At 61.0% G+C, this 22,325-nt stretch carries 19 protein-coding genes; 8 read left to right on the top strand and 11 right to left on the bottom strand.

What is annotated here, in order from left to right:
• From CPY51_RS14845 to CPY51_RS14820, 6 genes are all read right to left on the bottom strand, one after another.
• On the bottom strand, nt 1-401 hold a 401-nt coding region (locus CPY51_RS14845; RefSeq protein WP_146260129.1), incomplete at its 3' end, for a helix-turn-helix domain-containing protein.
• A gap of 68 nt (nt 402-469) precedes the next feature.
• The gene (locus tag CPY51_RS14840; protein ID WP_111160951.1) at nt 470-1,348 is read right to left on the bottom strand and encodes an ATP-binding cassette domain-containing protein; all 879 of its coding nucleotides are present in this window, start codon (nt 1,346-1,348) and stop codon (nt 470-472) included.
• Entirely contained in the window at nt 1,341-2,225 is an 885-nt protein-coding gene (locus tag CPY51_RS14835; RefSeq protein WP_111160950.1) for an ABC transporter ATP-binding protein, read from the bottom strand. Before CPY51_RS14835 ends, CPY51_RS14840 begins: the two co-directional genes overlap by 8 nt.
• Complete coding sequence (locus CPY51_RS14830; protein ID WP_111160949.1) at nt 2,222-3,115, bottom strand: ABC transporter permease; 894 nt, start codon at nt 3,113-3,115, stop codon at nt 2,222-2,224. Before CPY51_RS14830 ends, CPY51_RS14835 begins: the two co-directional genes overlap by 4 nt.
• On the bottom strand, nt 3,108-4,115 hold the full coding sequence (locus tag CPY51_RS14825; RefSeq protein ID WP_111160948.1) for an ABC transporter permease: 1,008 nt from the start codon (nt 4,113-4,115) through the stop codon (nt 3,108-3,110). The genes CPY51_RS14830 and CPY51_RS14825 overlap by 8 nt, the downstream gene beginning before the upstream one ends.
• A gap of 245 nt (nt 4,116-4,360) precedes the next feature.
• The gene (locus tag CPY51_RS14820) at nt 4,361-5,896 is read right to left on the bottom strand and encodes an ABC transporter substrate-binding protein (protein WP_111160947.1); all 1,536 of its coding nucleotides are present in this window, start codon (nt 5,894-5,896) and stop codon (nt 4,361-4,363) included.
• Nucleotides 5,897-6,243: 347 nt separating this feature from the next.
• Here CPY51_RS14820 and CPY51_RS14815 point away from each other — a divergent pair, with 347 nt between their 5' ends.
• A complete protein-coding gene (locus CPY51_RS14815; RefSeq protein ID WP_111160946.1) occupies nt 6,244-8,397 on the top strand; it encodes an indolepyruvate ferredoxin oxidoreductase subunit alpha in 2,154 nt (717 codons plus the stop codon).
• Nucleotides 8,398-8,407: 10 nt separating this feature from the next.
• On the top strand, nt 8,408-9,967 hold the full coding sequence (locus CPY51_RS14810) for an indolepyruvate oxidoreductase subunit beta family protein (RefSeq protein WP_111160945.1): 1,560 nt from the start codon (nt 8,408-8,410) through the stop codon (nt 9,965-9,967).
• Nucleotides 9,968-10,302: 335 nt separating this feature from the next.
• Here CPY51_RS14810 and CPY51_RS14805 read toward each other — a convergent pair whose 3' ends face one another.
• The 3 genes from CPY51_RS14805 to CPY51_RS14795 all read right to left on the bottom strand — a co-directional run bounded on the left by CPY51_RS14805 (nt 10,303) and on the right by CPY51_RS14795 (nt 13,511).
• Nucleotides 10,303-10,809 (bottom strand): MarR family winged helix-turn-helix transcriptional regulator, encoded by a 507-nt coding sequence (locus CPY51_RS14805; RefSeq protein ID WP_111160944.1) that lies wholly within the window; start codon nt 10,807-10,809, stop codon nt 10,303-10,305.
• Nucleotides 10,810-10,823: 14 nt separating this feature from the next.
• On the bottom strand, nt 10,824-12,413 hold the full coding sequence (locus CPY51_RS14800) for a phytoene desaturase family protein (protein ID WP_111160943.1): 1,590 nt from the start codon (nt 12,411-12,413) through the stop codon (nt 10,824-10,826).
• 312 nt (nt 12,414-12,725) lie between these two features.
• On the bottom strand, nt 12,726-13,511 hold the full coding sequence (locus tag CPY51_RS14795) for a cyclase family protein (protein WP_111160942.1): 786 nt from the start codon (nt 13,509-13,511) through the stop codon (nt 12,726-12,728).
• Between the two features lie 338 nt (nt 13,512-13,849).
• On the opposite strand from CPY51_RS14795, the gene CPY51_RS14785 reads away from it, so the two are divergent.
• The 3 genes from CPY51_RS14785 (at nt 13,850) to CPY51_RS14775 (ending at nt 16,655) form a co-directional block, all read left to right on the top strand.
• Entirely contained in the window at nt 13,850-15,421 is a 1,572-nt protein-coding gene (locus tag CPY51_RS14785) for a phytoene desaturase family protein (protein ID WP_195909522.1), read from the top strand.
• An 86-nt stretch (nt 15,422-15,507) separates the two neighbouring features.
• Complete coding sequence (locus CPY51_RS14780) at nt 15,508-16,044, top strand: MarR family winged helix-turn-helix transcriptional regulator (protein WP_420820695.1); 537 nt, start codon at nt 15,508-15,510, stop codon at nt 16,042-16,044.
• A gap of 167 nt (nt 16,045-16,211) precedes the next feature.
• A complete protein-coding gene (locus tag CPY51_RS14775) occupies nt 16,212-16,655 on the top strand; it encodes an SRPBCC family protein (protein ID WP_111160939.1) in 444 nt (147 codons plus the stop codon).
• Between the two features lie 14 nt (nt 16,656-16,669).
• Here CPY51_RS14775 and CPY51_RS14770 read toward each other — a convergent pair whose 3' ends face one another.
• On the bottom strand, nt 16,670-17,236 hold the full coding sequence (locus CPY51_RS14770) for a hypothetical protein (RefSeq protein ID WP_244598672.1): 567 nt from the start codon (nt 17,234-17,236) through the stop codon (nt 16,670-16,672).
• A 142-nt stretch (nt 17,237-17,378) separates the two neighbouring features.
• On the opposite strand from CPY51_RS14770, the gene CPY51_RS14765 reads away from it, so the two are divergent.
• The 3 genes from CPY51_RS14765 (at nt 17,379) to CPY51_RS14755 (ending at nt 21,543) form a co-directional block, all read left to right on the top strand.
• Nucleotides 17,379-17,939 carry an alpha/beta fold hydrolase gene (locus CPY51_RS14765; RefSeq protein WP_244598671.1) on the top strand — a complete coding sequence of 187 codons (561 nt, stop codon included), beginning with the start codon at nt 17,379-17,381 and terminating at the stop codon, nt 17,937-17,939.
• 153 nt (nt 17,940-18,092) lie between these two features.
• Entirely contained in the window at nt 18,093-19,463 is a 1,371-nt protein-coding gene (locus CPY51_RS14760; protein WP_111160938.1) for a phosphatase PAP2 family protein, read from the top strand.
• Between the two features lie 607 nt (nt 19,464-20,070).
• On the top strand, nt 20,071-21,543 hold the full coding sequence (locus CPY51_RS14755) for a DUF1254 domain-containing protein (protein ID WP_111160937.1): 1,473 nt from the start codon (nt 20,071-20,073) through the stop codon (nt 21,541-21,543).
• Between the two features lie 82 nt (nt 21,544-21,625).
• Here the strand turns inward: CPY51_RS14755 and CPY51_RS14750 are convergent, their stop codons facing one another.
• The gene (locus CPY51_RS14750) at nt 21,626-22,300 is read right to left on the bottom strand and encodes an amino acid ABC transporter permease (protein ID WP_111160936.1); all 675 of its coding nucleotides are present in this window, start codon (nt 22,298-22,300) and stop codon (nt 21,626-21,628) included.
• Nucleotides 22,301-22,325: the final 25 nt, after the last annotated feature.

Raw genomic sequence — 22,325 nt, 5'->3', positions numbered from 1 at the left:
TGCTCATGCCAGATCTTGACGACTGAGGACGCCGCAATCCCCACAGCCTTTGCCATCGCACGAACCGTCCAGTGAGTGGCTTCCTGCGTGGGCGGCTCCTGCGTCAGAGCAACAACCCGGTCGACAAGATCAACCTCAAGCGGCGCAATGCCGGGCGGCCGGCTTTTGTCGCGCAAAAGGCCGTCTACGCCTTCCGTCATGAAGCGCTCCTGCCAACGCCAGACACAGGTCTTCGACTTAGCCGTCGCCTCCATGATCGCGACCGTTCCCAGACCCTCGTCGGTCATCAAGATGATCTTCGCCCGCCACACATGCTTTTGCGGCGAGCTGCCTGCCGAAACGATTGCGTTCAGCCGAACCCGGTCGGCAGCGGAAACCTCAAATGTGACACCTGTGCGCATGCAGGACCGTCGCATATTCATGCGAAAATTGGAATCCTAAATCGGACTCCTTTGTCTCGATCAAACCACTAGCTCCCTCCCCCTTGTGGGGAGGGTTGGGGAGGGGTTTTTCTCTCATCACTCTCCATGCCTCGACCCAGCCATTCCGGATCCACTTCCGGAAGCGGAATGGCGTCGAGCAGCATGCGGGTGTAGCCGGAAGCGGGATCTGCGAAGACGCGGTCGCAGGGGCCTTCCTCGACAACCAGGCCGTTGCGCATGACATAGACGCGGTTGCAGATGGCGCGGATGACGGAGAGGTCGTGGCTGATGAAGGCCATCGACAGGCCGAGGTCAGTGGATAGTTCCTTGAGCAGGTTCAGCACCTGTGCCTGCGTCGAGACATCGAGGCCGGAGACGATTTCGTCGGCGAGCACGAAATCCGGCTCGAGCAGTGCTGCCCGGGCGATGCCGATGCGCTGGCGCTGGCCGCCTGACAGTTCGTGTGGATTGCGGTCGAGGCAGGATTGCGGCAACGTCACGCGCTCGAGGATGGTGGAGACCCGGCGCTCGGCGGCCTTTGCATCCTTCGCGACGCCGTGCAGGAGCAAGGGCTCGACGAGGATACGGCGGATCGTGTGGCGTGGGTTGAGCGATGCCATCGGATCCTGGAAGATCATCTGCATCCGACGTCGAAGCGGACGCATGCGTGTATCCGGCAGATGGGTGATATCGGTGCCGTCGAAGCAGATGCTGCCCGAGGAGATATCGATGAGCTTCAGCAGGGCACGGCCGAGAGTTGTCTTGCCGGAGCCGCTTTCGCCGACGATGCCGATGGTTTCTCCGCGACGGATCGAGATATCGACGCCGTGCAGCACTTTGACGCCGTCGACGCGCTGGCCGGAAAGCGTGCGCCGTCCGCCATAGGTCACTTCGATGCCTGACGCTGTGAGGAGATCGTCAGACATGGCGAGCCTCCTTCCCGTCGCTGATGGCGATTTCGCGGCGCAGTTCGGCGAAAACATCGTCAGGCACGGGGGTCAGTCCCGCATTCGGGCGGTCGTAGCGCGGGCCGGCTGCGATCAATGAGCGGGTGTAAATGTGATGCGGGTTCGCGAGCACGTCGGCGGTGCGCCCTTGTTCGATGACCTTGCCGGCGTAGAGCAGGGTGACCGTATCGCAGATCTGGGCGACGACGCCGAGGTCGTGGGTGACGAAGATGACGGCGGTGCCGTGGGCTTCCTGCAGGCCGCGGATCAGCCGCAGGATCTGCTTCTGCACCGTCACGTCGAGGGCTGTCGTTGGCTCGTCGGCGACCACGAGCTTCGGCTCCAGCGCGAAGGCGGCGGCGATGAGGATACGCTGGCGCATGCCGCCTGAAAGTTCATGCGGATAGCAGCCGAGCACGCGTTCAGGGTCGCGGATGTGGACTTCTTCCAGCAGCTTAAGTGCGCGATGCCGTGCGTCTTTTGAGGACAGGCCGCGCTTGAGGCGAAGCCCGTCGGTCAACTGACCTTCGATGCGGCGCCCGGGGTTCAGCGCGGTCTGCGGGTCCTGCGGGATCAGCGAGATTTCGCTGCCGATTATGTTGCGTAGTTGCTTTGGCGGCATTCGCAACAGATCGCGGCCTTCGAACGTGATGGCGCCGCTGGTGACCCGGACGGTGCGCGGCAAGATGCCGAGCAGTGCCTTGGCGATGGTCGATTTGCCGGCGCCGCTTTCGCCGACAAGGCCGCGGACCTCGCCGCGTTCGAGCGCCAGCGATACGTCGCGCAGGATCGGTGCGCCCGCATCGCGGTCTGATACGGCACTGAGGCCGGAGATCGAGATCAGCGGCTGGCTCATCGGCGCATCACTGGGTCGAGGGCGCGGCGGAGGCCATCGCCGAGCTGATTGAAGGCGAGTACGGTGGCGAAGAGGGCGGTGAGCGGGGCCGCGAGCACCCACCAGCCGTCATAGATGATCTGTCGACCCTCGGCGATCATGCCGCCCCAGGTTGGGGTATCGGATGAGACGGAGAGGCCGACGAAGGAGAGGATCGCCTCGACGATGACGGCGATGCCCATTTCGAGGCTGACGAGGGCGATCAGCACCGGTGCGACATTAGGCAATATCTCGCTGAAGAGGATGCGGATGCGCGAGAAGCCGATGGTGCGGGCGGCGGTGACATAGTCCATCTGGGCCTGCGCCTGGGTTTCCGAACGGACGACGCGGCAAAAGCGCGTCCAGTCGATGATGACGATAGCGGCGATGACCGAATGCACACCGGAGCCGAAGACGGCGACCAGCAGGATCGAGAGCAGTACCGGCGGAAAGGCCATCCAGATATCGACGAGGCGGGAGATGACCTTGTCGATCCAGCCGCCGTACCAGCCGGCGACGAGGCCGAGAAGGGTGCCGATGACAGCGGCAAGACTTGCCGCCACGAAGGCAACGACAAGGGCGATGCGCGAGCCGAGGATGAGCCGCGAGAGCACGTCGCGGCCGAGATCGTCGGTACCCAAAAGGAAATTCGGATCGGTGCCGTCGACCCAGAAGGGCGGCAGAGTGCCGGACATCAGGTCCTGCTCCAGCGGATTTTTAGGCGCGATCCAGGGCGCTAAGATCGCGAGGATGAGCAAAAACAGGATGAAGCCGCCGCCGAAGACGACCTTCGGCTCCGACAACAGGGCGCGCGCCCTTTTTGAGTTTCGAGACCGCGGTCTCGGCGTGCCTGTTGCGATCACTTCAGCCATGCGCGAGCCTCGGATTGAACGCGGCAACCAGTAAGTCGACAGCCAAGTTGATGACGATGAAAAGCGCGCCGAAGACCAGCACCAGGCCCTGGATTAGCGGCAGGTCGCGATTGATAACGGCGTCGATCGCCATGTTGCCGATGCCCGGATAGGCGAAGATGCGCTCGACGATGACAGTGCCTCCGATGAGGAAGGTGAATTGGACGCCGGTCAACGCGATCGTCGGGCCGACTGCATTGCGCAGGGCCTCCTGCAGCACGAGCCGCAGGTTCGACATGCCCTTCAGCCGGGCGAGCAGGATGTAGTCCTGCACCATTGCCTCCGACAGTGCCGCCTTCAGGACGCGGGCGATGATTGCTGCGAGCGGCAGGCCGAGCGCCAGCACCGGCATGACCATATGGGCGGCGATATCGGCAAAGACGGCAAACTGGAACGTGACGAGGCTTTCGATGAGATAGAATGGCGTGGCGAAATGCGTTTCCGTGCTCGGGTCGATGCGCCCGGACAGTGGAAATATTGGCAGGAACACGCCGAAGACGAGGACCAGAGCCAGCGCCCAGACGAAATCGGGGACTGCGAGAAACAGTCCGTTGAGGCCATCGATGATGGGCTCGAGAAGCGTGCGGCGGGCGAGGGTACCTGCTATCGCAACAAGGCCGCCTGATATGACAGCGAGGACCAGGGCCGCGACCGCAAGCTCCAGCGTTGCGGGGAGCCGGTCGCCAAGCAGGCCGAGGACGTCGCGCTTGAGCGAAATCGATGTGCCGAAATCGCCTGAGACGACTGACTTGAGCCAGATGCCGAACTGCACGGGCAGGGTGGTATCGAGACCGTAATGGGCGCGGAGGGCGGCGATGTCGGCGGGGGTCGCGCCCGGCGAGATCATCATCGCGATCGGGTCTCCGGGGACGACGCGCAAAAGCACGAAGACGATCAGTGCCACGCCGAACAGCGTGGCGGCGGCCATCATCAGGCGGTTGAGTATGGAGACTGCTAGCATAAACACTCAATTCCAGCCGCATCGATCGCGACAAATGTATCGTGGGCGGTGGGCTGTTAACACCCTCCCCTTGATGGGGAGGGTCGGCGCGAAGCGACGGGGTGGGGTGATTGCTGCGCCCACCGATGCCGCTGGTCACCCCCACCCGCGGCTCCGCCGCGACCTCCCCCATCAAGGGGGAGGTGGAGAAAGCCGCGAGTCCGGACTCCCTGGTTAATCGAGGGGCGGACACTTGCTCCGAATCATCAGGCCTTCGAAACCAGCGTCGCCTGCAATGCCCCCGATACGTTCGGCGTGACCTTGACGCTGGTCTTGTAGACGATCGGCTGGGCGTATTGCAGCAGCGGGATGACGTAGCCCTGCTCGGCAATATACTTGTCGGCGGCTTTCCAGCCAGCGATGCGTTTGGCCTCGTCCTTTTCGCCCCAGAGAGGGCCTAGCATGTCGTCGACATCCTTGGTCTTCCAGGCCGAGTGTGGCGAGGGGCTGAACATGGCAAAGCCGGTCGAGGTCGTCGGGTCGCCGATGGCATTGCCCCAGTTGTAGAAGGCTGCCGGTCCGAGTTGGTGGGCGGCGCGCAGTTCATAGTGCTTGGCGATCTCGTAGACCTCGATTTCCGCCTCGATGCCGACCTTGCGCCACATGCCGACGATCGCCTGGATCATCTCATAGTCCTTCGGCTTGAAGCCGCGGGTGGTCTTGATCGTGAACTTGACAGGCTTTTCCGGCGAATAGCCGCTGGCGGCCAGCAGCTTCTTTGCCTGCTCAGGATCGTAGGGGATCTTGATCGACGGATCGTAGGCGTCGTATTCCGGCGCTTCCAGCGTCGACAGCGGCTTGCCGTAGCCGCGCAGCAGGCGCTTGATGATGGCCTCCTTGTCGATCGACATATTGGCCGCAAGGCGGACATTCTTGTCCAGCATCGGATCGACATTGCTGATGAAGATCATGCCGATGTCGGACACTGGCGTTGCTACGCCGGCGAAGCCCTTCTTCTTTTTCAGCCGGTCGAAATCCTCGTAGGGAATCTCGAGCGTGACGTCGGAAGAGCCGGATTCGATTTCGGCGACGCGGCTCGTCGTGTCTGGAACGAACTTGTAGATGACCGTCTCGAAGGCCGGCTTGCCGCCGAAATAGTTCGGATTGGCCTTGAGGCGGAGGAAGGAATTGCCCTCATAGGCGTCGACCATGTAGGGACCGGTTCCGATCGGCTTCTTTTCGAAGCCTTCCGCGCCGACCTTGGTGTAATAATCCTTCGGCAGGACGTAGCCTGTGAGGAAGGCCATCCACTTGAAATAGGTGGGCTCGAAGCGGACGACATCGCCGGTGATGCGGTTGCCTTCGACCTTGTAGTTGTTGGCGGTCGACCAGATGAATGAAATCGGATTGCCGCCCTTCTGGTCGCCGGCGCGGTTGAGCGACCAGACGACATCCTCAGGCGTGAACTTGGAACCGTCATGCCAGGTGACGCCTTCGCGGACGTCCATCCAGACCTTGGTCTTGTCGTCGTTCCAGCCCCATTTGGTCAGAAGGCCCGGCTGGAATTTCAGGTCCGGCCCTTGCGCGATGAACTGGTCGAAGATCGAGCGGTAGATCGCCTGGATGGTCGGGTTGACGGCGGACGGGCCGGTGGTCGGATCGAAAGCCGGCAGGTTGACGTTGAAAGCGATGGTCAGCGTGTTGCTGTCCGCTGCCTCGACGATGGTCCGTCCCGCGAGAATCCCGGTAATGAAAGTAGCCGCGCCAAGGCTCAAGGCCTGGCGCCGAGTAAGCGTCGTCATGTGCACTCCGTTCCCCTATTCAGCGACAAGAAGGCACGAGCCGGCCTGCCGCTGGCGATTTATTTTCGGAATGTTTTAATCTTAAAATAAGCATTTCCAACCGGCAAGCGGATTCTCTGAGGTTTCGCAAATTTAGAGGAGCGGACAATCGGCGCCTATCAGCTGGCCGATGATCCAAATTGTGAAAATATATGCTATAGCATATAATGATGAAGCGGCCTGCGCGGAGGAAACAGGCCAGTGGGTAATCAAATACTCATTTGTTATTTGACAGTGGGATGACGGTCGAAATATGATTTTGCAAATGATTGAATAAAACGCCTCACGAAAGGCGAAGGGGAATTGCGATGGCCGAACGTTCATTTGCGCGTGAAGTCGAGGACCTCAAGCTCGGACAGGGCGACATCTTCCGCGGCGAGGGAATTCTCGCGATCACCAAGGCTTTGCTCCAGTCCGGCGTCGCCTATGTCGGCGGCTATCAAGGCTCGCCGATCTCGCATCTGATGGATGTTCTGGCCGACGCCAAGGATGTCATGGAGGATCTCGGCGTTCATTTCGAGACCTCCGCCTCGGAAGCGGCAGCCGCTGCCATGCTGTCCGCTTCGGTCATGTATCCGGTGCGTGGGGCGGTCACCTGGAAATCGACGGCCGGCACCAACGTTGCCTCGGATGCGCTTTCCAATCTCTCGTCCGGCGGCGTCACCGGCGGCGCGCTGATCATCATCGGCGAGGACTATGGCGAAGGCTCCTCGATCATGCAGGAGCGCAGCCATGCCTATGCGATGAAGTCGCAGATGTGGCTGCTCAATCCGCGTCCCAACCTTCCGTCGATCGTCGAGGCTGTCGAGGCCGGTTTCGAGCTATCGGAAGCCTCCAACACGCCTGTCATGCTGCAGGTCGGCATCCGGAGCTGTCACGTCCACGGTCAGTTCGAGGCGAAGGACAACAAGCGGCCGCCTTATACGCTTCGGCAGGCGCTGGAAAATCCTGTTCGCGACGTTAATCGCATCGTGCTGCCGCCGGCGACCTTCATCCACGAAAAGCAGAAGCTCGAGCAGCGCTGGCCAGCTGCCGTCGAGTTCATTAAGACGCGCAAGCTCAACGAATATTTCGGTCCCTCGGAAGGTGATGTCGGCATCATCCTGCTGGGCGGCATGTACAACAGCGTCATGCGCTCCCTACAGCAGCTGGGTCTTGCCGATGTCTACGGCAACTGTTCGGTGCCGCTTTATGTCCTTAACGTCGCCTATCCGCTGATCGACGACCAGATGGCGGCGTTCTGCGCCGACAAGAAGGCCGTGCTGATGGTCGAGGAGGGCGCGCCTGAGTATATCGAGCAGTCGTTGAACACGATCCTTCGCCGCCGTGATATCCAGACGAAGGTTGCGGGCAAGGATACGCTGCCGATGGGTGGCGAATACACCACGCAGGTGTTGATGCGCGGGATCAAGACCTTTCTCGAGACGCATGCGCGGGTGCTGCTGGGCAACCAGCCGCCGCTGCCCGATCCGTCACCGATCCTCAACGATCCCAAGGTGAAGGCGCTGGCGGAAGTGGTGCCGCCGCGGCCGGCCGGTTTCTGCATCGGCTGTCCGGAACGGCCGATCTTCGCGGCGATGAAGCTGGTGGAGAAGGAGCTCGGCGAGCACCACGTCTCGGCTGATATCGGCTGTCACCTGTTCTCGATCCTGCCGCCTTTCAACATCGGTGGCACGACGATGGGATACGGCCTCGGGCCGGCTTCGGCCTCCGCCTTCAATGTGGAGGCGGACAAGCGGTCGATCTCGGTCATGGGCGACGGCGGCTTCTGGCATAACGGCCTTGCGACCTCGGTCGGCAACGCGGTGTTCAACAAACAGGACGGCGTCATCCTTGTCGTCGACAATTTTTATTCGGCGGCCACGGGCGGCCAGGACATCCTGTCGTCGCGCGCCGAAAATCCGCGTCGCAAGACCAACAACTCGATCGTCAATGCGGTCAAGGGCATCGGCGCCGGCTGGGTTCGCCAGATCGACCGCACCTACGACGTCGCCAAGATGCGAGATACGCTGCGCGAGGCGCTGACCACGAAGGAGCCGGGTCCGAAGATCATCGTCGCATCGTCCGAATGCATGCTGAACAAGCAGCGCCGCGTGAAGCCGCTGTTCAACCAGGCGGTCAAGGACGGAAAGCGCATGGTCAAGGAGCGCTTCGGGGTCGACGAGGACGTCTGCACCGGCGATCATGCCTGCATCCGGCTTTCGGGGTGTCCGTCGCTGTCGGTCAAGCATACCGACGATCCGCTGCGGGACGATCCGGTCGCCTCGATCGACAACAGCTGCGTCGGCTGCGGCAATTGCGGCGAGGTTTCCGAGGCCGCCGTGCTCTGTCCGTCGTTCTATCGCGCCGACATCATCCACAATCCGACTGGCTGGGATCGCTTCGCGGCGCGCATGCGCAGCGCTGTCATCGGCTGGCTGCAGGCTCGCCGTCAGGCAAGCCGCGTCGTCTTTGCGGATTGAGGAGAGCGCCATGAACGAGAACGTGCCCGTGGCAAACACCGGACCCATCCGCCTCTCGACCGACAAGCCGATCGGCATTGCCATCCTTGCGATGGGCGGGCAGGGCGGCGGCGTCCTTGCCGACTGGATCGTCGGGCTTGCCGAAGCCGAGGGCTGGATGGCGCAGACGACCTCGGTTCCGGGCGTCGCCCAGCGTACCGGTGCGACGATCTATTACCTTGAGCTTCTACCGGCTCGAGATGGCCTGAAGCCGATCTTTGCGCTGATGCCAACACCGGGCGATGTCGATATCGTGCTCGCGGCTGAGCTGATGGAAGCTGGCCGTTCCGTGCTGCGCGGTCTCGTTACGCCTGATCGCACGACGCTGATCGCCTCGACGCACCGTTCCTTTGCTGTCGGCGAAAAGGAGAAGCCGGGCGATGGCATCGGCAATCCGGCCGTCGTCGTCGATGCCACCGATTTTGCCGCGAAGCGCACCATCGCCTTCGACATGGAAACATTGGCGCTGAAGAATGGCAGCGTCATTTCGGCGTCGATGTTCGGCGCGCTTGCCGCCTCGGGCGCTTTGCCGTTCAGCAAGCAGGCCTTCGAGGCGATGATCCGCGCCGGCGGCAAGGGTATCGAGCCCAGCCTCAGGGCATTCAACGCCGCGTTCGAGCGGGCGACGGGCAAGCCGAACGACGTCGTCTCGGCAACCCCGCACAAGCATTTCGACACGATGCCGGATACTGCCGGCCATCCCGATCTCGACAGAATAGTCCACCGCATCCGCGCGGAGTTTCCGGAGGAGGCGCAGCCGCTGCTTTACGCGGGTGCCAAGAAGCTCACCGATTTCCAGGACCCTAGATATGGCGACGAATACCTGACGCGGGTAGCAGCGCTCCATGCGCTGGACCGCCAAAACGGCGGTGCCGGCAAGGGTTTCGCCTTCACCGTGCAGGCCGCCAAATATGTCGCGGTCGCCATGGCCTATGACGACGTCATCCGGGTCGCCGATCTCAAGGTCCGCGCTTCGCGCTTCGATCGGGTCCGCAAGGAGGTCGGCGCCAAGGCCGACCAGATCGTCTACATGACGGAATACATGCACCCGCGGATGGAGGAGGTCTGCGGAACGCTGCCGAAACGGCTCGGCCTCTGGATCGAAAACCGGCCGTCGTTGTTTGCCCGGCTTGACCGGATCGTCAACAAGGGACGGCGCGTGAAGACGGGCACGCTTCTCTGGTTCCTCAGCCTCTACGCCGTCTCCGCGCTGCGCGGCACCCGCCGGGGAACACTTCGTCACTCCCGCGAGACAGACCACCGCGAAGCCTGGCTCTCGGCTGCATCGGGTTTGCTTGCCTCAAACTACGATCTCGCCGTTGAAGTCCTCAACAACCGTCGCCTGGTCAAAGGCTACTCCGACACCCACGCCCGCGGCCTGTCGAAATTCGACCGGGTGATGTCGGCGTTGCCCACACTAGCGCAGCGCGAGGATGGCGCCGCCTGGATGAAGCGGCTGCGGCAGGCGGCCTTGTTGGATGAGAATGGCATTGCGCTGGATGGCGCGCTGAAGACGGTGGGGACACTGTGATTCTTCACCCTCCCCTTGAGAGGGAGGGTCGGCACGAATGCCGGGGTGGGGTGATCCTTGTGACACCCAACCGTCACCCCCACCCGCAGCTTCGCTGCGACCTCCCCCATCAAGGGGGAGGTGGTCCGTCAAATCTCGCGCTTGCTGATTTCGTGAAGTGCCGAGATGAACAGCCAGAATGGAGAAGGCGGTGGGGACACTGTGATTCTTCACCCTCCCCTTGATGGGGAGGGTCGGCACGAAGTGCCGGGGTGGGGTGATCTTGTGTGACACGCAACTGTCACCCTCACCCGCGCGTTCCGCGCGACCTCCCCCATCAAGGGGGAGGTGATCGCTCAAATCTCATGCTTCCTGATATTGTGCAGGATCTTGTGCAGCGTTGATATGAACATGCGGTATTCGGCTTCTTCTACGCCGTCGAACATCTGGAGGAGGCGGTCGTACATGGCGGGCCAGACCTGTTCGAATGCTGCGCGGCCTTCTTCGGTGATGCTGACGTCGCGGATGCGCATGTCTTCGGGGCGGGGCTGGCGGCGGATGTAGCCTTGGGTCTCCAGGCTATCCAGCGTGCGGCTCATGGTCGACTGCTCGGTGACGGCGAAAATCGACAGTTCGTTGATGGTCACGGAGGAGGAGACGCTGAGGACGGCGAGCGCCCGCATCTTCGCTGTGGAGATGTCGAGTTCCTTCAGCTCTTCCGCCATGTTGGCGTTCCAGCGTGCCATAAGACGGTTCATGAGATAGGGGGCGAAGTGGTTGAGGCCGATTTCGCCCATGGTCGGGCGGGCGTCATAGCCGTCATCTTTCCGTCTCAGCACCACGCCTGAAAACCGTTCCTCCATGTAAGATGCGTCTCCTATTTCAGCGAGGATGCGAGAAGGAAACCCGAGCCTCCACCAAGTCCAGGCCCCGGATGCGCCGACGCGCCGATATGGTAGAGGCCCTCGATGTGGGTGCGGTGGTTAACAGAAGACTTAAAGGGCCGCCAGAGGAAAAACTGATCCAATCCGCAGTGACCGCCATAGGGATCGCCGCCGACAAGGTTCATGTTCATCGCCTCGAGATCGGCGGGGGAATAGGCTTTTCGGGAGAGCTTGATGTCGGCGAAGTTCTCGATATGGCCTGCGAGTATTGCTTCGATGCGGTCGGCGTATCGTTCGCGTATCGTCTCGGTCCAACGTCCGTCGGAAGGGGTCTCGATCTCGCCCGCGGCATCGCCCTTGATGTGGCGGGGCGCTTCTGGAAGCTGCAGCCAGAGGATCGATTTGCCTTCCGGCGCGCGGGTCGGGTCAAAGGAAACGGGCTGGCCGACGCAGATGGAAGGTACCGCCGGCAGGAGGCCGCGCTCGCATTCGTTGCTGGCTCGGGAGACGCCATCGAGGCCGGGGGTCAGATGCAGCAGGGCGACTTTGCCGAGCTCGGGATTTGCCTTCCATCGCGGCGGCTCGGAGAGCGCGTAGTGGATCTGCATGTTGCCCTTGCCGTAGCGGTATTTGGCGACGCTCTCCTTGATCGCGGCGGGGAGCGGCTGAGGCCAATGGCTCAGCAGGCGTTCGTAAAGCTGGTTTGGCGTGGTCGAGCAGATAACGCCTGAAGTCGCGTTGAGCGTTTCGCCGTTTGCGAGGCGGACGCCGCTCGCGCGGTTGGCGGCTCCGGCGATGATCTTCTCCACATCGGCGCCGGTTCGGATTTCGCCGCCCTGGTGGGCGATCAGCCGTTCGAAGGCTGCAACCAGGGACGAGGCGCCACCCTTGGCGACCGGGCAGCCGGCAAGTTCGATGGCAAAGCCGATGACCTTCAGCATTTCGGCGGAATAGGCAGCCTCGGGGCCAAGGCCGCAGTGCAGCACCCAAGGGGCCCAGAGCGCCTGCACGTCTTCCGACTTATATGTGGTTTCGAGGTAGGCGCGGGCCGGCGTCAGCGCGTCGCCGAACCAGCCTGCAAGCCCGCGCAGGCCGCGACCCCAACCTTGCTTGGCGACCGTCTTCAGGGTGCTGCCCGACCAGAGTGCGCCACCGAGCAGCGAGAACAGGAAGGGGGCATCGGCGCCGAGCTTGTCCATCTCCCGCGAAAACGCCTGGCCGTCGCCCAGAGACAATGCGTCGAAGGTGGAAATGTTGCGCTGGCGGTCCTTGGCGAAGATGACGTTGGAGCCATCGGGGCGTAGCACGCCGGTCGGCAGATCGGCGTGGGCGAATTCGAGGCCTTGGGCTTCGAGGTCCTTGCCGAGGGCGGCGTAGGCCGGCGAGGTCAGGAACAGGACCATCGTCGTCGCCATGACGTCGTGGAGGAAGCCGGGCTCGGTGACTTGTTCGGTGCGCAAGCAGCCGCCGATGCGGTCGTTGCGCTCCAGGACGAGGACCTTGCGGCCCTTCTTGCCGAGCATGGCCGCGGCGACCAAGGCATTTATGCCGCTGCCTACGATGATGTAGTCGTGGTCGCTCATGCGGCGGCTCCGAAAGAGGTCGATGGATGACGTTGAGCCCTCATCCTAAGGTGCAATTCGAAGAATTGCCTCGAAGGGCGAGGGCGCTTGCGCCGATGTTTATCGTTTACGCGGGCGGTTGACCTTGGGGCCAGCCCTCGTGGTTCGAGACGGCCCTTTGGGCCTCCTCACCATGAGGTCTGGAGTGGGCAACTGCCAACTTGCTACCCTCTCGTTATTTGGCCTGGAGCGGGCAACTGCGATCCGCCCCGCCCCTCACCCTAGCCCTCTCCCCGCAGGCGGGGAGAGGGGACGATCGAGCGTGTCGCTATCCTACTTCGCGACCAGCGCCAGTGCGCGGACGGGCGAGCCGGTGCCGTCGACGAATTTCAGCGGGGCGGCGATTAGGACTGCGCCCTTGGCCGGAAGCTGGTCGAGATTGCAGAGGCTGGCGAGGCCGTAGCGGTTGTTCTTGTGCATCAGGTTGTGGGCCGGGAAGGGCGGGTTCATGCCGCCGGCCGAACCTGCGTCGGTGCCGATGGTTTCCGAGCCCCAGCCGACGATGTTCTTCGTGAGGAGATATTCGATCGCCTCGGCTGTCGGGCCGGGAGAGTGCGGGCCGTTTTCGTCGGCATTGAGAAAGGTTTCGGTCGAGCCGTTGCGCTTGTACCAGTCAGTACGCAGGACGACCCAGCTTCCTGGTTCGATGTCGCCGTTTTCGGCTTCCCATTCCTTGATGCTGTCGACGGTCAAGAGGTAATCCGGGTTTGCGGCTGCTTCCTTCGAACGATCGATGACGTTGACCGGGGCGACGAAGTTCTGCGGTGGAATCTTGTCGGTCGTGTTGTTGGGGTTGTCCTTGCCGGTGATCCAGTGGCTCGGCGCATCGAAGTGGGTGCCGGTGTGCTCGCCGAGTTCCAGCCAGTTCCAGGCCCAGAACGGACCGTCCTCGTTGTAGTGCGAAATGGTGTGAACCTTGACCTTCGGCGTGTTCTTGCCGAACTGCGGCGGCAGGTAAAGGACAGGTGTTTCAGGCCCGAGCGGCGCAGTCAGGTCGACGACCTTGATGGAGCCGGAAATCAGGGCCGTGGCCAGGCTGGCGAGAGTGTTGGAAGTCATGACGATGTTCCCCTTGACGAAAAGGCCAGCGCCCCCGGATGAGACATTTTGCTGCCTGCAATTTCTCCGTGCGCGGCGGCTGGATCGTGGGAGCGTATGTCACAACATATGATATTGCAAGCATTCGAGGGACGGCATATTCGGGCTTTTTCGATCGCCGGGAGAACGCATCAAATTGGCTGACAGTCCAGCAAATCAGGGCATTCTACTATCGTAGGCATCGTTCGCCGCGTTTCCGAAAGAAGACTACCGCAGTGATTTTTGTCCCCGCGCCCTTGAAGCCTTCCATGCAAAATGTATGCATGTGCGAATAAAAATAATGAGATGGAAGGGGTCGGGTGATGCGCTTCGATGCTGTTGTGGTGGGTGCCGGTCATAATGGCCTCGCGGCGGCGATACATCTGGCCGCGAAGGGCTGGAAGGTTGCTGTCGTCGAGGGCAATTCGGAGCCCGGCGGCGCGGTCAGGACGCGCGAAGTGACGCTCCCCGGATTTCGCCACGACCTCTGTGCCATGAACCTCTCGATGTTCGCGGGTTCGCCCTTCTTTGCCGCCTACAAGCAGGAACTGCTGGCAAACGGCCTCGGCTTCGCACCGGCTGCGGATTGCTTTGCCAGCGTATTCCGCGACGGGACTTATCTCGGTGTCAGCACGGATCTTGAAAAGACGGTGATCGGGATTGCCGCGCTTTCGCCTGACGATGCTGCCGCGTGGCGGGCGATGCTGTCGGAGTTCGGTTCGGATGCGCCGCATATTTTCGGCCTGCTCGGCTCGCCGATGCCGTCCTTTGCCGCAGCGAAAGTCCTGTGGAATGCGTGGCGCCAGAAGGGGACGGGGTGGATATACGACACGGCGCGGCTGCTGTTTGCCTCGCCGCGCGATTTCCTCGATGCGAGGTTCCGCAATGCCAAGCTGAAAGCGATGATGGGCGCCTGGGGACTGCATCTCGATTTCGCCCCCGATATCGCCGGCGGCGCGCTGTTTCCCTACCTCGAATCCATGGCGAACCAGGCGTTCGGGATGGTCATCGGCCAAGGCGGCGCCGATACGATCGTCAAGGCGATGACCGGCGTTTTGAAAGACAAGGGTGGCGAGCTGCTGCTCGGGACATCGGTCGACCGGATCGTCACTTCGGGTGGCAAGGCGACGGGTGTGATCCTCGCCGATGGCCGCCGGATCGAGGCGACGCGCGCCGTGATCGCCAATGTCAATCCGAAGAACCTGTTCGGCAAGATGCTCGATCGCGATCCGAAGCGCGACGCATTCGACCATAAGATCAGCAGCTTCCGCGCCGGACCGGGCACGATGATGATCCATCTGGCGCTGGACGGATTGCCGGACTGGGCGGCAGGCGACGCGCTGAAGTCATTCGCCTATGTCCATATCGCGCCGGATTTCGAGATGATGTCGAAGGTTTATGCGGAGGCGGCCGGCGGACTTCTGCCTGCCGAACCCGCGTTGGTCGTCGGACAGCCGACGGCGATCGAGCCGTCGCGGGCGCCTCAAGGGAAGCACGTGCTCTGGGTGCAGGTGCGCGTGCTTCCGGCGGAGTTCCATGGCGATACGGCCGGCGAGATAACGGCTCGGAACTGGGACGAGGCGAAGGAAGCCTATGCGGAGCGCGTGCTCGACATCATCGAGCGCTATGCGCCTGGATTGCGGGGCAAGATACTGGGTCGCTCGGTGTTTTCGCCTGTCGATCTGGAACGAGAGAACCCGAACCTTATTGGCGGTGACAATCTCTCCGGCAGTCATCACCTCGACCAGAATTTCCTGTTTCGCCCGGTCGCCGGATACTCGCGCTACAAGACCCCCGTCGCCTCGCTTTACATGTGCGGTGCGTCCACTTGGCCGGGAGCCGGAACAGGGGCCGGGTCGGGCTTTCTGCTGGCCAAAATGCTCGCCAAGTGAGGCAATCCACTGCCGTCGCAGACCGAGAATCGCGAAACCTTTGACATTTCAAATATTGCTTCGTAGACCATGGGACAAGGTTAGCGATGCAGGATTTGAGCAGGATCATGGCCGAGGCGGATAGCGAAACTGTCGATCTGGAAATCATCGTCCAGGGCGCGCAGGAAGGCAAAAAGCAGGAGCTCAGGCTCTGGCTGCGCATGCTGTCGACTACGAAGCTGGTATCGCAAGAAGTCCGGCGTCGGCTGCGTGCCGAGTTCGGCGCGACGCTGCCGCAATTCGACCTGATGGCGCAGCTTTATCGGGAAGGCGACGGCCTCCGGCTTGGCGAACTCTCAAAGCGCACGATGGTGACCAATGGCAATGTGACCGGTCTGGTCGAACGGCTGGAAGCGGACGGCATGGTTCTGCGCGTGACGCCTGATGGCGACCGTCGAGTTACCGTCGCGAAGCTCACCCCCAAGGGCGAAAAGCTCTTCGGCACGATGGCCGCCGCCCACGAGGGCTGGCTGCGCGATATGATGGCCGACGTGGATCCGGCTGTCATCGCCGAGCTCTGGAAGGACATCGGCGAGGTCAAGACTTCGGTCAGCAATCATTTGTCCGGCGTTGATTTCGATTGAAGGCCTAATGGTGCGGTGACACTGTTTGTACCGCTGGATGCGCCGAGGGATGTCGCCCGCTTTCTCGTGCCTGATCAAATTAATTTTGACAGCAAATCGATCCGATGTCGGATTGGCAAAGCCTCGTTCGTCCTTAGGTAGCCTATCAATAGAGGAGGATTGCGATCATGCCGAATACCGTACGTTTGCACCGGGTGCTGGCGACCAGCCCGGAGAAGATCTATCGCGCATTTCTGGAGGCGGATGCGCTTGCCAAATGGCTTCCGCCGAATGGCTTTGTCTGCACGGTGCATCATTTGGAGCCGCAAGTCGGCGGCACATTCAGGATGTCATTCCGGAACTTCACGACGGGCAAGAGTCACGCTTTTGGCGGCGAATATGTCGAGCTGGTTCCGAACGAACGCCTTCGCTATACGGACAAATTCGATGACCCCAATTTGCCTGGCGAAATGGCTGTCGATGTCACGTTGAAAAAGGTTTCGGTCGGGACCGAGGTCAACATAACGCAAGCGGGCGTGCCGGACGTCATTCCGCTCGAGGCCTGCTATCTCGGCTGGCAGGAATCGCTCAGGAATCTCGCAAAGCTCGTCGAGCCGGACATCCACGAATAGCTGGGTGGCAGGGCTCACGTGGAAGGTATGCGTGGGTCCTCTACCAGGTAGAACTCGGGAACCGGCGTGACGTCGGTGACAAAAAAGCCGAACTTCGATCGGTCCAGGGGGTCGACGTGGCCCTCGTCGAAGCGCAGCCGGTCATAGCGCTCGAACTGGCTTTCAAAGTGGTCGAACCGGTTGGACGAAATGAACGCGGCATTGGGTTGGATCTGGCCAAACGACAGGCCGTCATAGAAGTCGCTTGGTTTGCCAAGGATCTCTTGTAGTTCGAAGTCGAACCCGATCCAGGCCAATCCGCTCCTGTTCAGAGTGACGATACTCAGATGGAAAGCACTCTGCAGCTGCGTTTGACGCGCGGCCCTGATCACCAGTGTGACGGGGGTGGCGGAGTTCAGTTCCTCCTCGATTTCGATCGGGTCGGCTGTTGTACCCGAGCCTCTGATCGACAGGATGCGGAAGCCGCCAAGCTCATCGGAGAAGGAGTAGTCTCCAGCATACCAACGACCGTCGTCCGCCGGTCCGGCACTGATGAGGGTCAGTGACAGAAAAGCCGTCAGAATTCCCGAATGACGCGTCATCGGCTTCTTCATTCAATGGAGTATCGCCCCCACGCGGCAAATTTCAACAGCGTCGCGGCTTGGGCGCTAGATAAAATGACGGCTTGTGACAAGGCAGGCATAGGCCGGTCTTGCGCCCTTCGGTTCCGGCGAATAACATTGCATGATGGCTAGACAGGTCCTCTTCGTTCAAGGAGCAGGCGAAGGCGTCCATGACTGCTGGGACAGCAAGCTCGTGGCGAGCCTCGAGAGCGAACTCGGCGAAGGCTATGTTGTCCACTATCCCCGAATGCCCGGCGAAGACGATCCCAGCTACCCAGCCTGGAAGGCTGCGCTGGCGCGAGAATTCGGTTCATTGGAGGACGGGGCAATTCTTGTCGGCCACTCTATCGGCGGCACCATCCTGATCCATGCGCTGGCCGAACTGGCGCCAAAATCGAGGTTCGGCGGGTTATTCGTCATCGCTGCCCCTTTCGTCGGTGAGGGCGGATGGCCGAGCGATGACATCGAGAATTGCAAGGACCTCTCAGGCCGCCTCCCATCAGGCGTTCTCGTCTATCTCTATCATGGCGCCGATGACGCCGAGGTGCCCACGGCCCATGTTCATCTCTATGCGAAAGCTATTCCACATGCCCTGGTCCGGACGTTGGAGCAGAGGGATCATCAGCTCAACAATGATCTCCGCGAGGTTGCGCGGGATATCCTGTCCATGGGCCGAGGCTGACTTGGCGTTCGGCCCTGCTGCCGTTTCGGCGCGACTGGCCACGCGCGACCATCGGCGAACACAAGACAATCCGGTTGCCAGATCAATTGTCATAAGGAATTGTTACTCCATCAATCACCTTGCAATCACCTTGGATCGAACGGGAGTGAAGCGATGCGGATTTTGAAATGTGCGGCGGTCGCTCTTGGCCTCAGCCTTTGTTATGTCGCGCCGGGAGAGGCGCAGACAGCGGCCAACCTGGCTGTGCTGAAGGGGCTGGCGCCCTTGACCCTGCTTGGAAAGACGCAGAGCGGAAAGGCCGCATTGTCTTCGAATTACGCCGTCACCGGCGGCATCCAGACAGGCGACATCCGTCAGCCGACCTTGCTCCCCTTTGCCGAACAGCAACAGCAGTCGCTCAGAGACGCCTATATCACGGATGGTAACCTGGCTCAGCTGGCCGATGGTCTCGGCACTACATTGGGCAGCGCCTATGTGGCGCGGGCGCATTATCAGGACCGGGAGCATTTCACGAGCATATCGCAAGCCATCGCCGACCTGATCGCCTACACCAATGCGACTACGGGCTCCGATTCCAATGCGGGCAAGTATTTCTTTGCCAATGCCACGACTGACGGAAAGACGCCGGTTTCGCCGGAAGCCGCCGATATCCTGAAGCAGAACGGCGGCACGCCCGATGTATTCGGCGCAAACTATGGCCGCCCGGCTGGTACCCCTGGTGCAGACGCCTTCGGCGACAGTCGCCCCTTCCAGACAGAGCCGCAAATCCTCCCCATCGTCGGGCGCGATTATTTCGGCGTGCCGGTGAACAACACGGTCTATAATCGCGGCCCGGTCATGAACCTGACGGACAGCCCTTCTTTCCCGAGCGGGCACACGACCTACGGCTACATGGGGTCTATCCTGCTGGCGGTGCTCGTGCCCGACCGATACCCCCAGATGATCGTGCGCGCGTCGGAATATGGCAACGACCGCATCCTCATGGGTGCGCATTACGCCATGGACGTGCTCGGCGGCCGCACGCTTTCGACCTATGACCTGGCCCATCTGCTTGCGAACGATCCAACCTATGTGGGGCAGACCTTGAGGAACGCTCCCGTCATCAACGACTACCAGGCTGCGGTGAAGGCTGCGCGGGCGGATCTGACCGAGGCCCTCAAGGCCGGCTGCGGCGCGGAAATCCGCGCTTGTGCGCAGGACGACACCGGCCGGCTCAGCAACCCCTCCATCAACCAGGCCGCCTATGACGTGACGCAGACCTACGGCCTGCCGGTCGTTTATCCGAAGAACTTCGGTGTCAAGGAAGACGTCAACAAGCTGGCGCCGGAAGCCGGCAATTTGCTGACGGCGGCCTACCCGTCGCTGACGCTCGAGGAGGCCAATCAGATCCTGACGGAGACCGAAGGTCCCGGCGGCGGGTTTCTGGACGACGGTTCGTCGTTTGGGGTCTATTCGCGGTTGAATTTGTATGCCGCGTCGTTGGCGGCGATGGATTTGGTGGAGCGGAAGGGTTCGGCTAAGTAGGGGCGGGAGTTTGGTGCTTGCCAACTGCGTTGTTCTGTTGAATTGAGATTCGACGGCCACAGCAATAGTGTCGGTCATTTGCGTTTGGCTTGGGGACGCACCCGGCCGTCCGCAAATGGCCCATTGGGGTCTTGATTACCCAATGTCCACGCTTCGGGATTATCCTTCGAAAGGTACTCCATGGATTTGCTAGAGAGGCGCAAAATGACCGACGTTCGCATGGAAGTTGATTGGGGGCCGTGTTGCTTCTGTGGGCAGGGCGTAGAACCAATATCCCCGGACCCTCTCAACATCACCGCCGAGACTTCGGATAGCAAATGGCAGGTTTGGTTCGCACATGCGCGTTGCTTCAAGGAACGTCTGATTGATCTTCCAAGTGCCCCTGGATTTTTCGACCCGGCACATTTCTGATGATGAGAGACCGCTTGTGGCGGAACTGCGACCCACACCTGGGTCGCGCAATGGCCCAAAGCGGCCGTCCGAACCGCAAAAGACACAGACGTTTACCGTAACGTACTTCCATTCATGCCTCCAAAAGACAGGATGTCCACATCGCCGCTAGTACGGTCATCGACATGAAATTCAACGTTCGCGGGAGGACGATCTGATGTCGAATAAGTGGATTCACATGGCTTCCGTTTTTGGCTGTTTGTTTGTCGGAGCAATGGGGGCCCGCACGGCAGATGATCCAATACCCATCTCTCAAGGTTTCCAGACGGCGATGCCCTCCGGTCCAGATACCCGCGTCAAAATTACGGAAGCGTATGCCCGTCACATCGGCAAGGACACCTACTTCTGGGTCTGGCCGATGGCGAATATCTACAATCGACGGCTGTCGTTCAAAGATGTGCCTGAACCGATGATGTCGGGCCCTGTCCCGATTGCTCCACTTAACACGGTGGCAATGCTGACGGATTATATCACGCCGGAAGAGCGAGTTGTTGCCTGCCCAAATCAAGACGTAGTCTACGGAGCAGGTACTCTTGCTCTGGACATGGAACCTGCCGTTGTTCAAGTGCCGGACTTCGGTGATCGGTTCTGGGTCTATCAAATGGTTGATCTGAGGACGGACAGCTTCGTCCAGCTTGGCAAGATGTATGCGACGACACCGGGCTTCTATCTCCTCGTCGGCCCAAATTGGAAGGGCGACGTGCCAAAGGGCATAACCAAGGTGTTCAGGTCGCCGACCAATACCGGCTTCATGGCTCCCCGAATATTCCAGGACGACACTCCTGAAGACAAGAAGGCTATCCAGTCTGTTCTGCGGCAAGTCATGGTCTATCCACTTTCAAAGTTTGATGGGGTGATGAAAAGCATGGACTGGGCCAAGATGAAGGTCCTGCCACAGCAGGAAGGCGGCGCGGCTGAGTCCCGCTTCGTTTTTCCTGAGAAACTTTTCGACCAACTCCCAGCCATTCTCGCCGATGCACCGCCCTTGCCGGGTGAAGAGGCTCGATATGCTCAGGTGCTGGCCGTTGTCGCAGCATCAAAAAGCGATCCAAAGCTGAAGACAGCCCTGGTTGAAGGCGCGAAGGAGGCCGAAGAGCAGCTTGTCGATCCGCTTTTCCAGTTTCGGAATTACGGCCAGCAACTAGCGCATAATTGGAGCACGATCTCCAACGAAGCCGCCTTTGGAACCGACTACTTCACCCGCACTGCGGTGGCAAAGTCCAACATCCTGGTGAACTCGCCGAACGAAACAAAGTATTTCTATCAGGACCTTGATGCATCTGGAGCACGGCTGAACGGCAAGAACGGGTACACCGTCACCTTCGCTAAAGACCAAACACCGCCCGTAAACGGATTCTGGTCACTCACCCTCTACAATGAACATCATTTCTTCAATCCCAACGAACTCAAGCGCTATTCGCTTGGAACGAAGAACAAGAATCTTCGCTATAACGCTGACGGGTCGTTGACGATCTATGTCCAGCCAGCCTCACCGGGCAAAGACAAGGAGGCGAACTGGCTGCCTTCACCCCTGAACAGCGATTTCTCACTGTACGTCAGGGCGTATTGGCCAAAGTCCGAGACTACCGAAGGCTCGTGGACACCGCCCGCAGTCGCGCCAGCGCAATAAGATATAGTTGGTTGGCGGACTGAGACACACTGGCGCAGCGACGGAGCGTTTTTTTGATTGGGGCGGGGCACGTAGCGCGCGCTCAATGCGCCTTCTCGTTCTTGAACCGCTTCTCCAGCATGCTCACCAGCCGAACCATCGGCCAGAGCAGGATAATATATACCAGCGCGGCGCCGATCAGCGGGGACGGATTGGCGTAGAGCGCCTGGGCGTCCTGCGCTTCTTTCAGGAGTTCCGGCAGGGCGACTGTCGAGGCGAGGGAGGTGTCCTTGAACATCGAGACGCAGTTGCTGGTCATGGGCGGGATGACGATGCGGATCGCCTGGGGGAGGACGACCTTGTAGAGGGTGATCAGGAAGGGGAGGCCTAGGGCGGCGGCGGCTTCGAACTGGCCCTTGGCGACACTTTCGATGCCGGAGCGGAACACTTCGGCGGAATAGGCGGCCATGACGATCGAGAAGGCCATGACGGCTGATGTCCATGACGTCAGCCTGATGCCGACGAAGGGGAGCGCATAGTAGATCAGGATGAGGACGACCAGCACCGGCGTTGCGCGCAGGATGTCGATATAGGCGATGGAGATCAGCTGGAAGGGCCTTGGCGCATAGAGACGGACGAGGCTGATGACGAGGCCGAAGGGGACGCCGATGGCGATGCTCATCAGGCCCAGCAGCAGCGTGTTCCAGAGGCCGCGGAGAAGGGCTGGAATGGACGACATCAGAACGTCGTAGTTGAAGAAGGTTTCGACGAGTGACATGGGCATTCCTACGGGTGTTGCGAAG

The organism is Arminella tubonensis, from assembly GCF_003240585.1.
GTDB lineage: Bacteria > Pseudomonadota > Alphaproteobacteria > Rhizobiales > Rhizobiaceae > Rhizobium > Rhizobium tubonense.
The sequence above is the reverse complement of the archived record's forward strand: the minus strand, read 5'-3'. Positions and strand labels throughout refer to the sequence as shown.

What these genes read in the sequence shown, in the direction of transcription:
- CPY51_RS14840 (WP_111160951.1), bottom strand. Translation starts at nt 1,348, where the DNA reads ATGTCTGACGATCTCCTCACAGCGTCAGGCATCGAAGTGACCTATGGC.
- CPY51_RS14835 (WP_111160950.1), bottom strand. Translation starts at nt 2,225, where the DNA reads ATGAGCCAGCCGCTGATCTCGATCTCCGGCCTCAGTGCCGTATCAGAC.
- CPY51_RS14830 (WP_111160949.1), bottom strand. Translation starts at nt 3,115, where the DNA reads ATGGCTGAAGTGATCGCAACAGGCACGCCGAGACCGCGGTCTCGAAAC.
- CPY51_RS14825 (WP_111160948.1), bottom strand. Translation starts at nt 4,115, where the DNA reads ATGCTAGCAGTCTCCATACTCAACCGCCTGATGATGGCCGCCGCCACG.
- CPY51_RS14820 (WP_111160947.1), bottom strand. Translation starts at nt 5,896, where the DNA reads ATGACGACGCTTACTCGGCGCCAGGCCTTGAGCCTTGGCGCGGCTACT.
- CPY51_RS14815 (WP_111160946.1), top strand. Translation starts at nt 6,244, where the DNA reads ATGGCCGAACGTTCATTTGCGCGTGAAGTCGAGGACCTCAAGCTCGGA.
- CPY51_RS14810 (WP_111160945.1), top strand. Translation starts at nt 8,408, where the DNA reads ATGAACGAGAACGTGCCCGTGGCAAACACCGGACCCATCCGCCTCTCG.
- CPY51_RS14805 (WP_111160944.1), bottom strand. Translation starts at nt 10,809, where the DNA reads ATGGAGGAACGGTTTTCAGGCGTGGTGCTGAGACGGAAAGATGACGGC.
- CPY51_RS14800 (WP_111160943.1), bottom strand. Translation starts at nt 12,413, where the DNA reads ATGAGCGACCACGACTACATCATCGTAGGCAGCGGCATAAATGCCTTG.
- CPY51_RS14795 (WP_111160942.1), bottom strand. Translation starts at nt 13,511, where the DNA reads ATGACTTCCAACACTCTCGCCAGCCTGGCCACGGCCCTGATTTCCGGC.
- CPY51_RS14780 (WP_420820695.1), top strand. Translation starts at nt 15,508, where the DNA reads ATGCAGGATTTGAGCAGGATCATGGCCGAGGCGGATAGCGAAACTGTC.
- CPY51_RS14775 (WP_111160939.1), top strand. Translation starts at nt 16,212, where the DNA reads ATGCCGAATACCGTACGTTTGCACCGGGTGCTGGCGACCAGCCCGGAG.
- CPY51_RS14770 (WP_244598672.1), bottom strand. Translation starts at nt 17,236, where the DNA reads ATGACGCGTCATTCGGGAATTCTGACGGCTTTTCTGTCACTGACCCTC.
- CPY51_RS14765 (WP_244598671.1), top strand. Translation starts at nt 17,379, where the DNA reads ATGATGGCTAGACAGGTCCTCTTCGTTCAAGGAGCAGGCGAAGGCGTC.
- CPY51_RS14760 (WP_111160938.1), top strand. Translation starts at nt 18,093, where the DNA reads ATGCGGATTTTGAAATGTGCGGCGGTCGCTCTTGGCCTCAGCCTTTGT.
- CPY51_RS14755 (WP_111160937.1), top strand. Translation starts at nt 20,071, where the DNA reads ATGTCGAATAAGTGGATTCACATGGCTTCCGTTTTTGGCTGTTTGTTT.
- CPY51_RS14750 (WP_111160936.1), bottom strand. Translation starts at nt 22,300, where the DNA reads ATGTCACTCGTCGAAACCTTCTTCAACTACGACGTTCTGATGTCGTCC.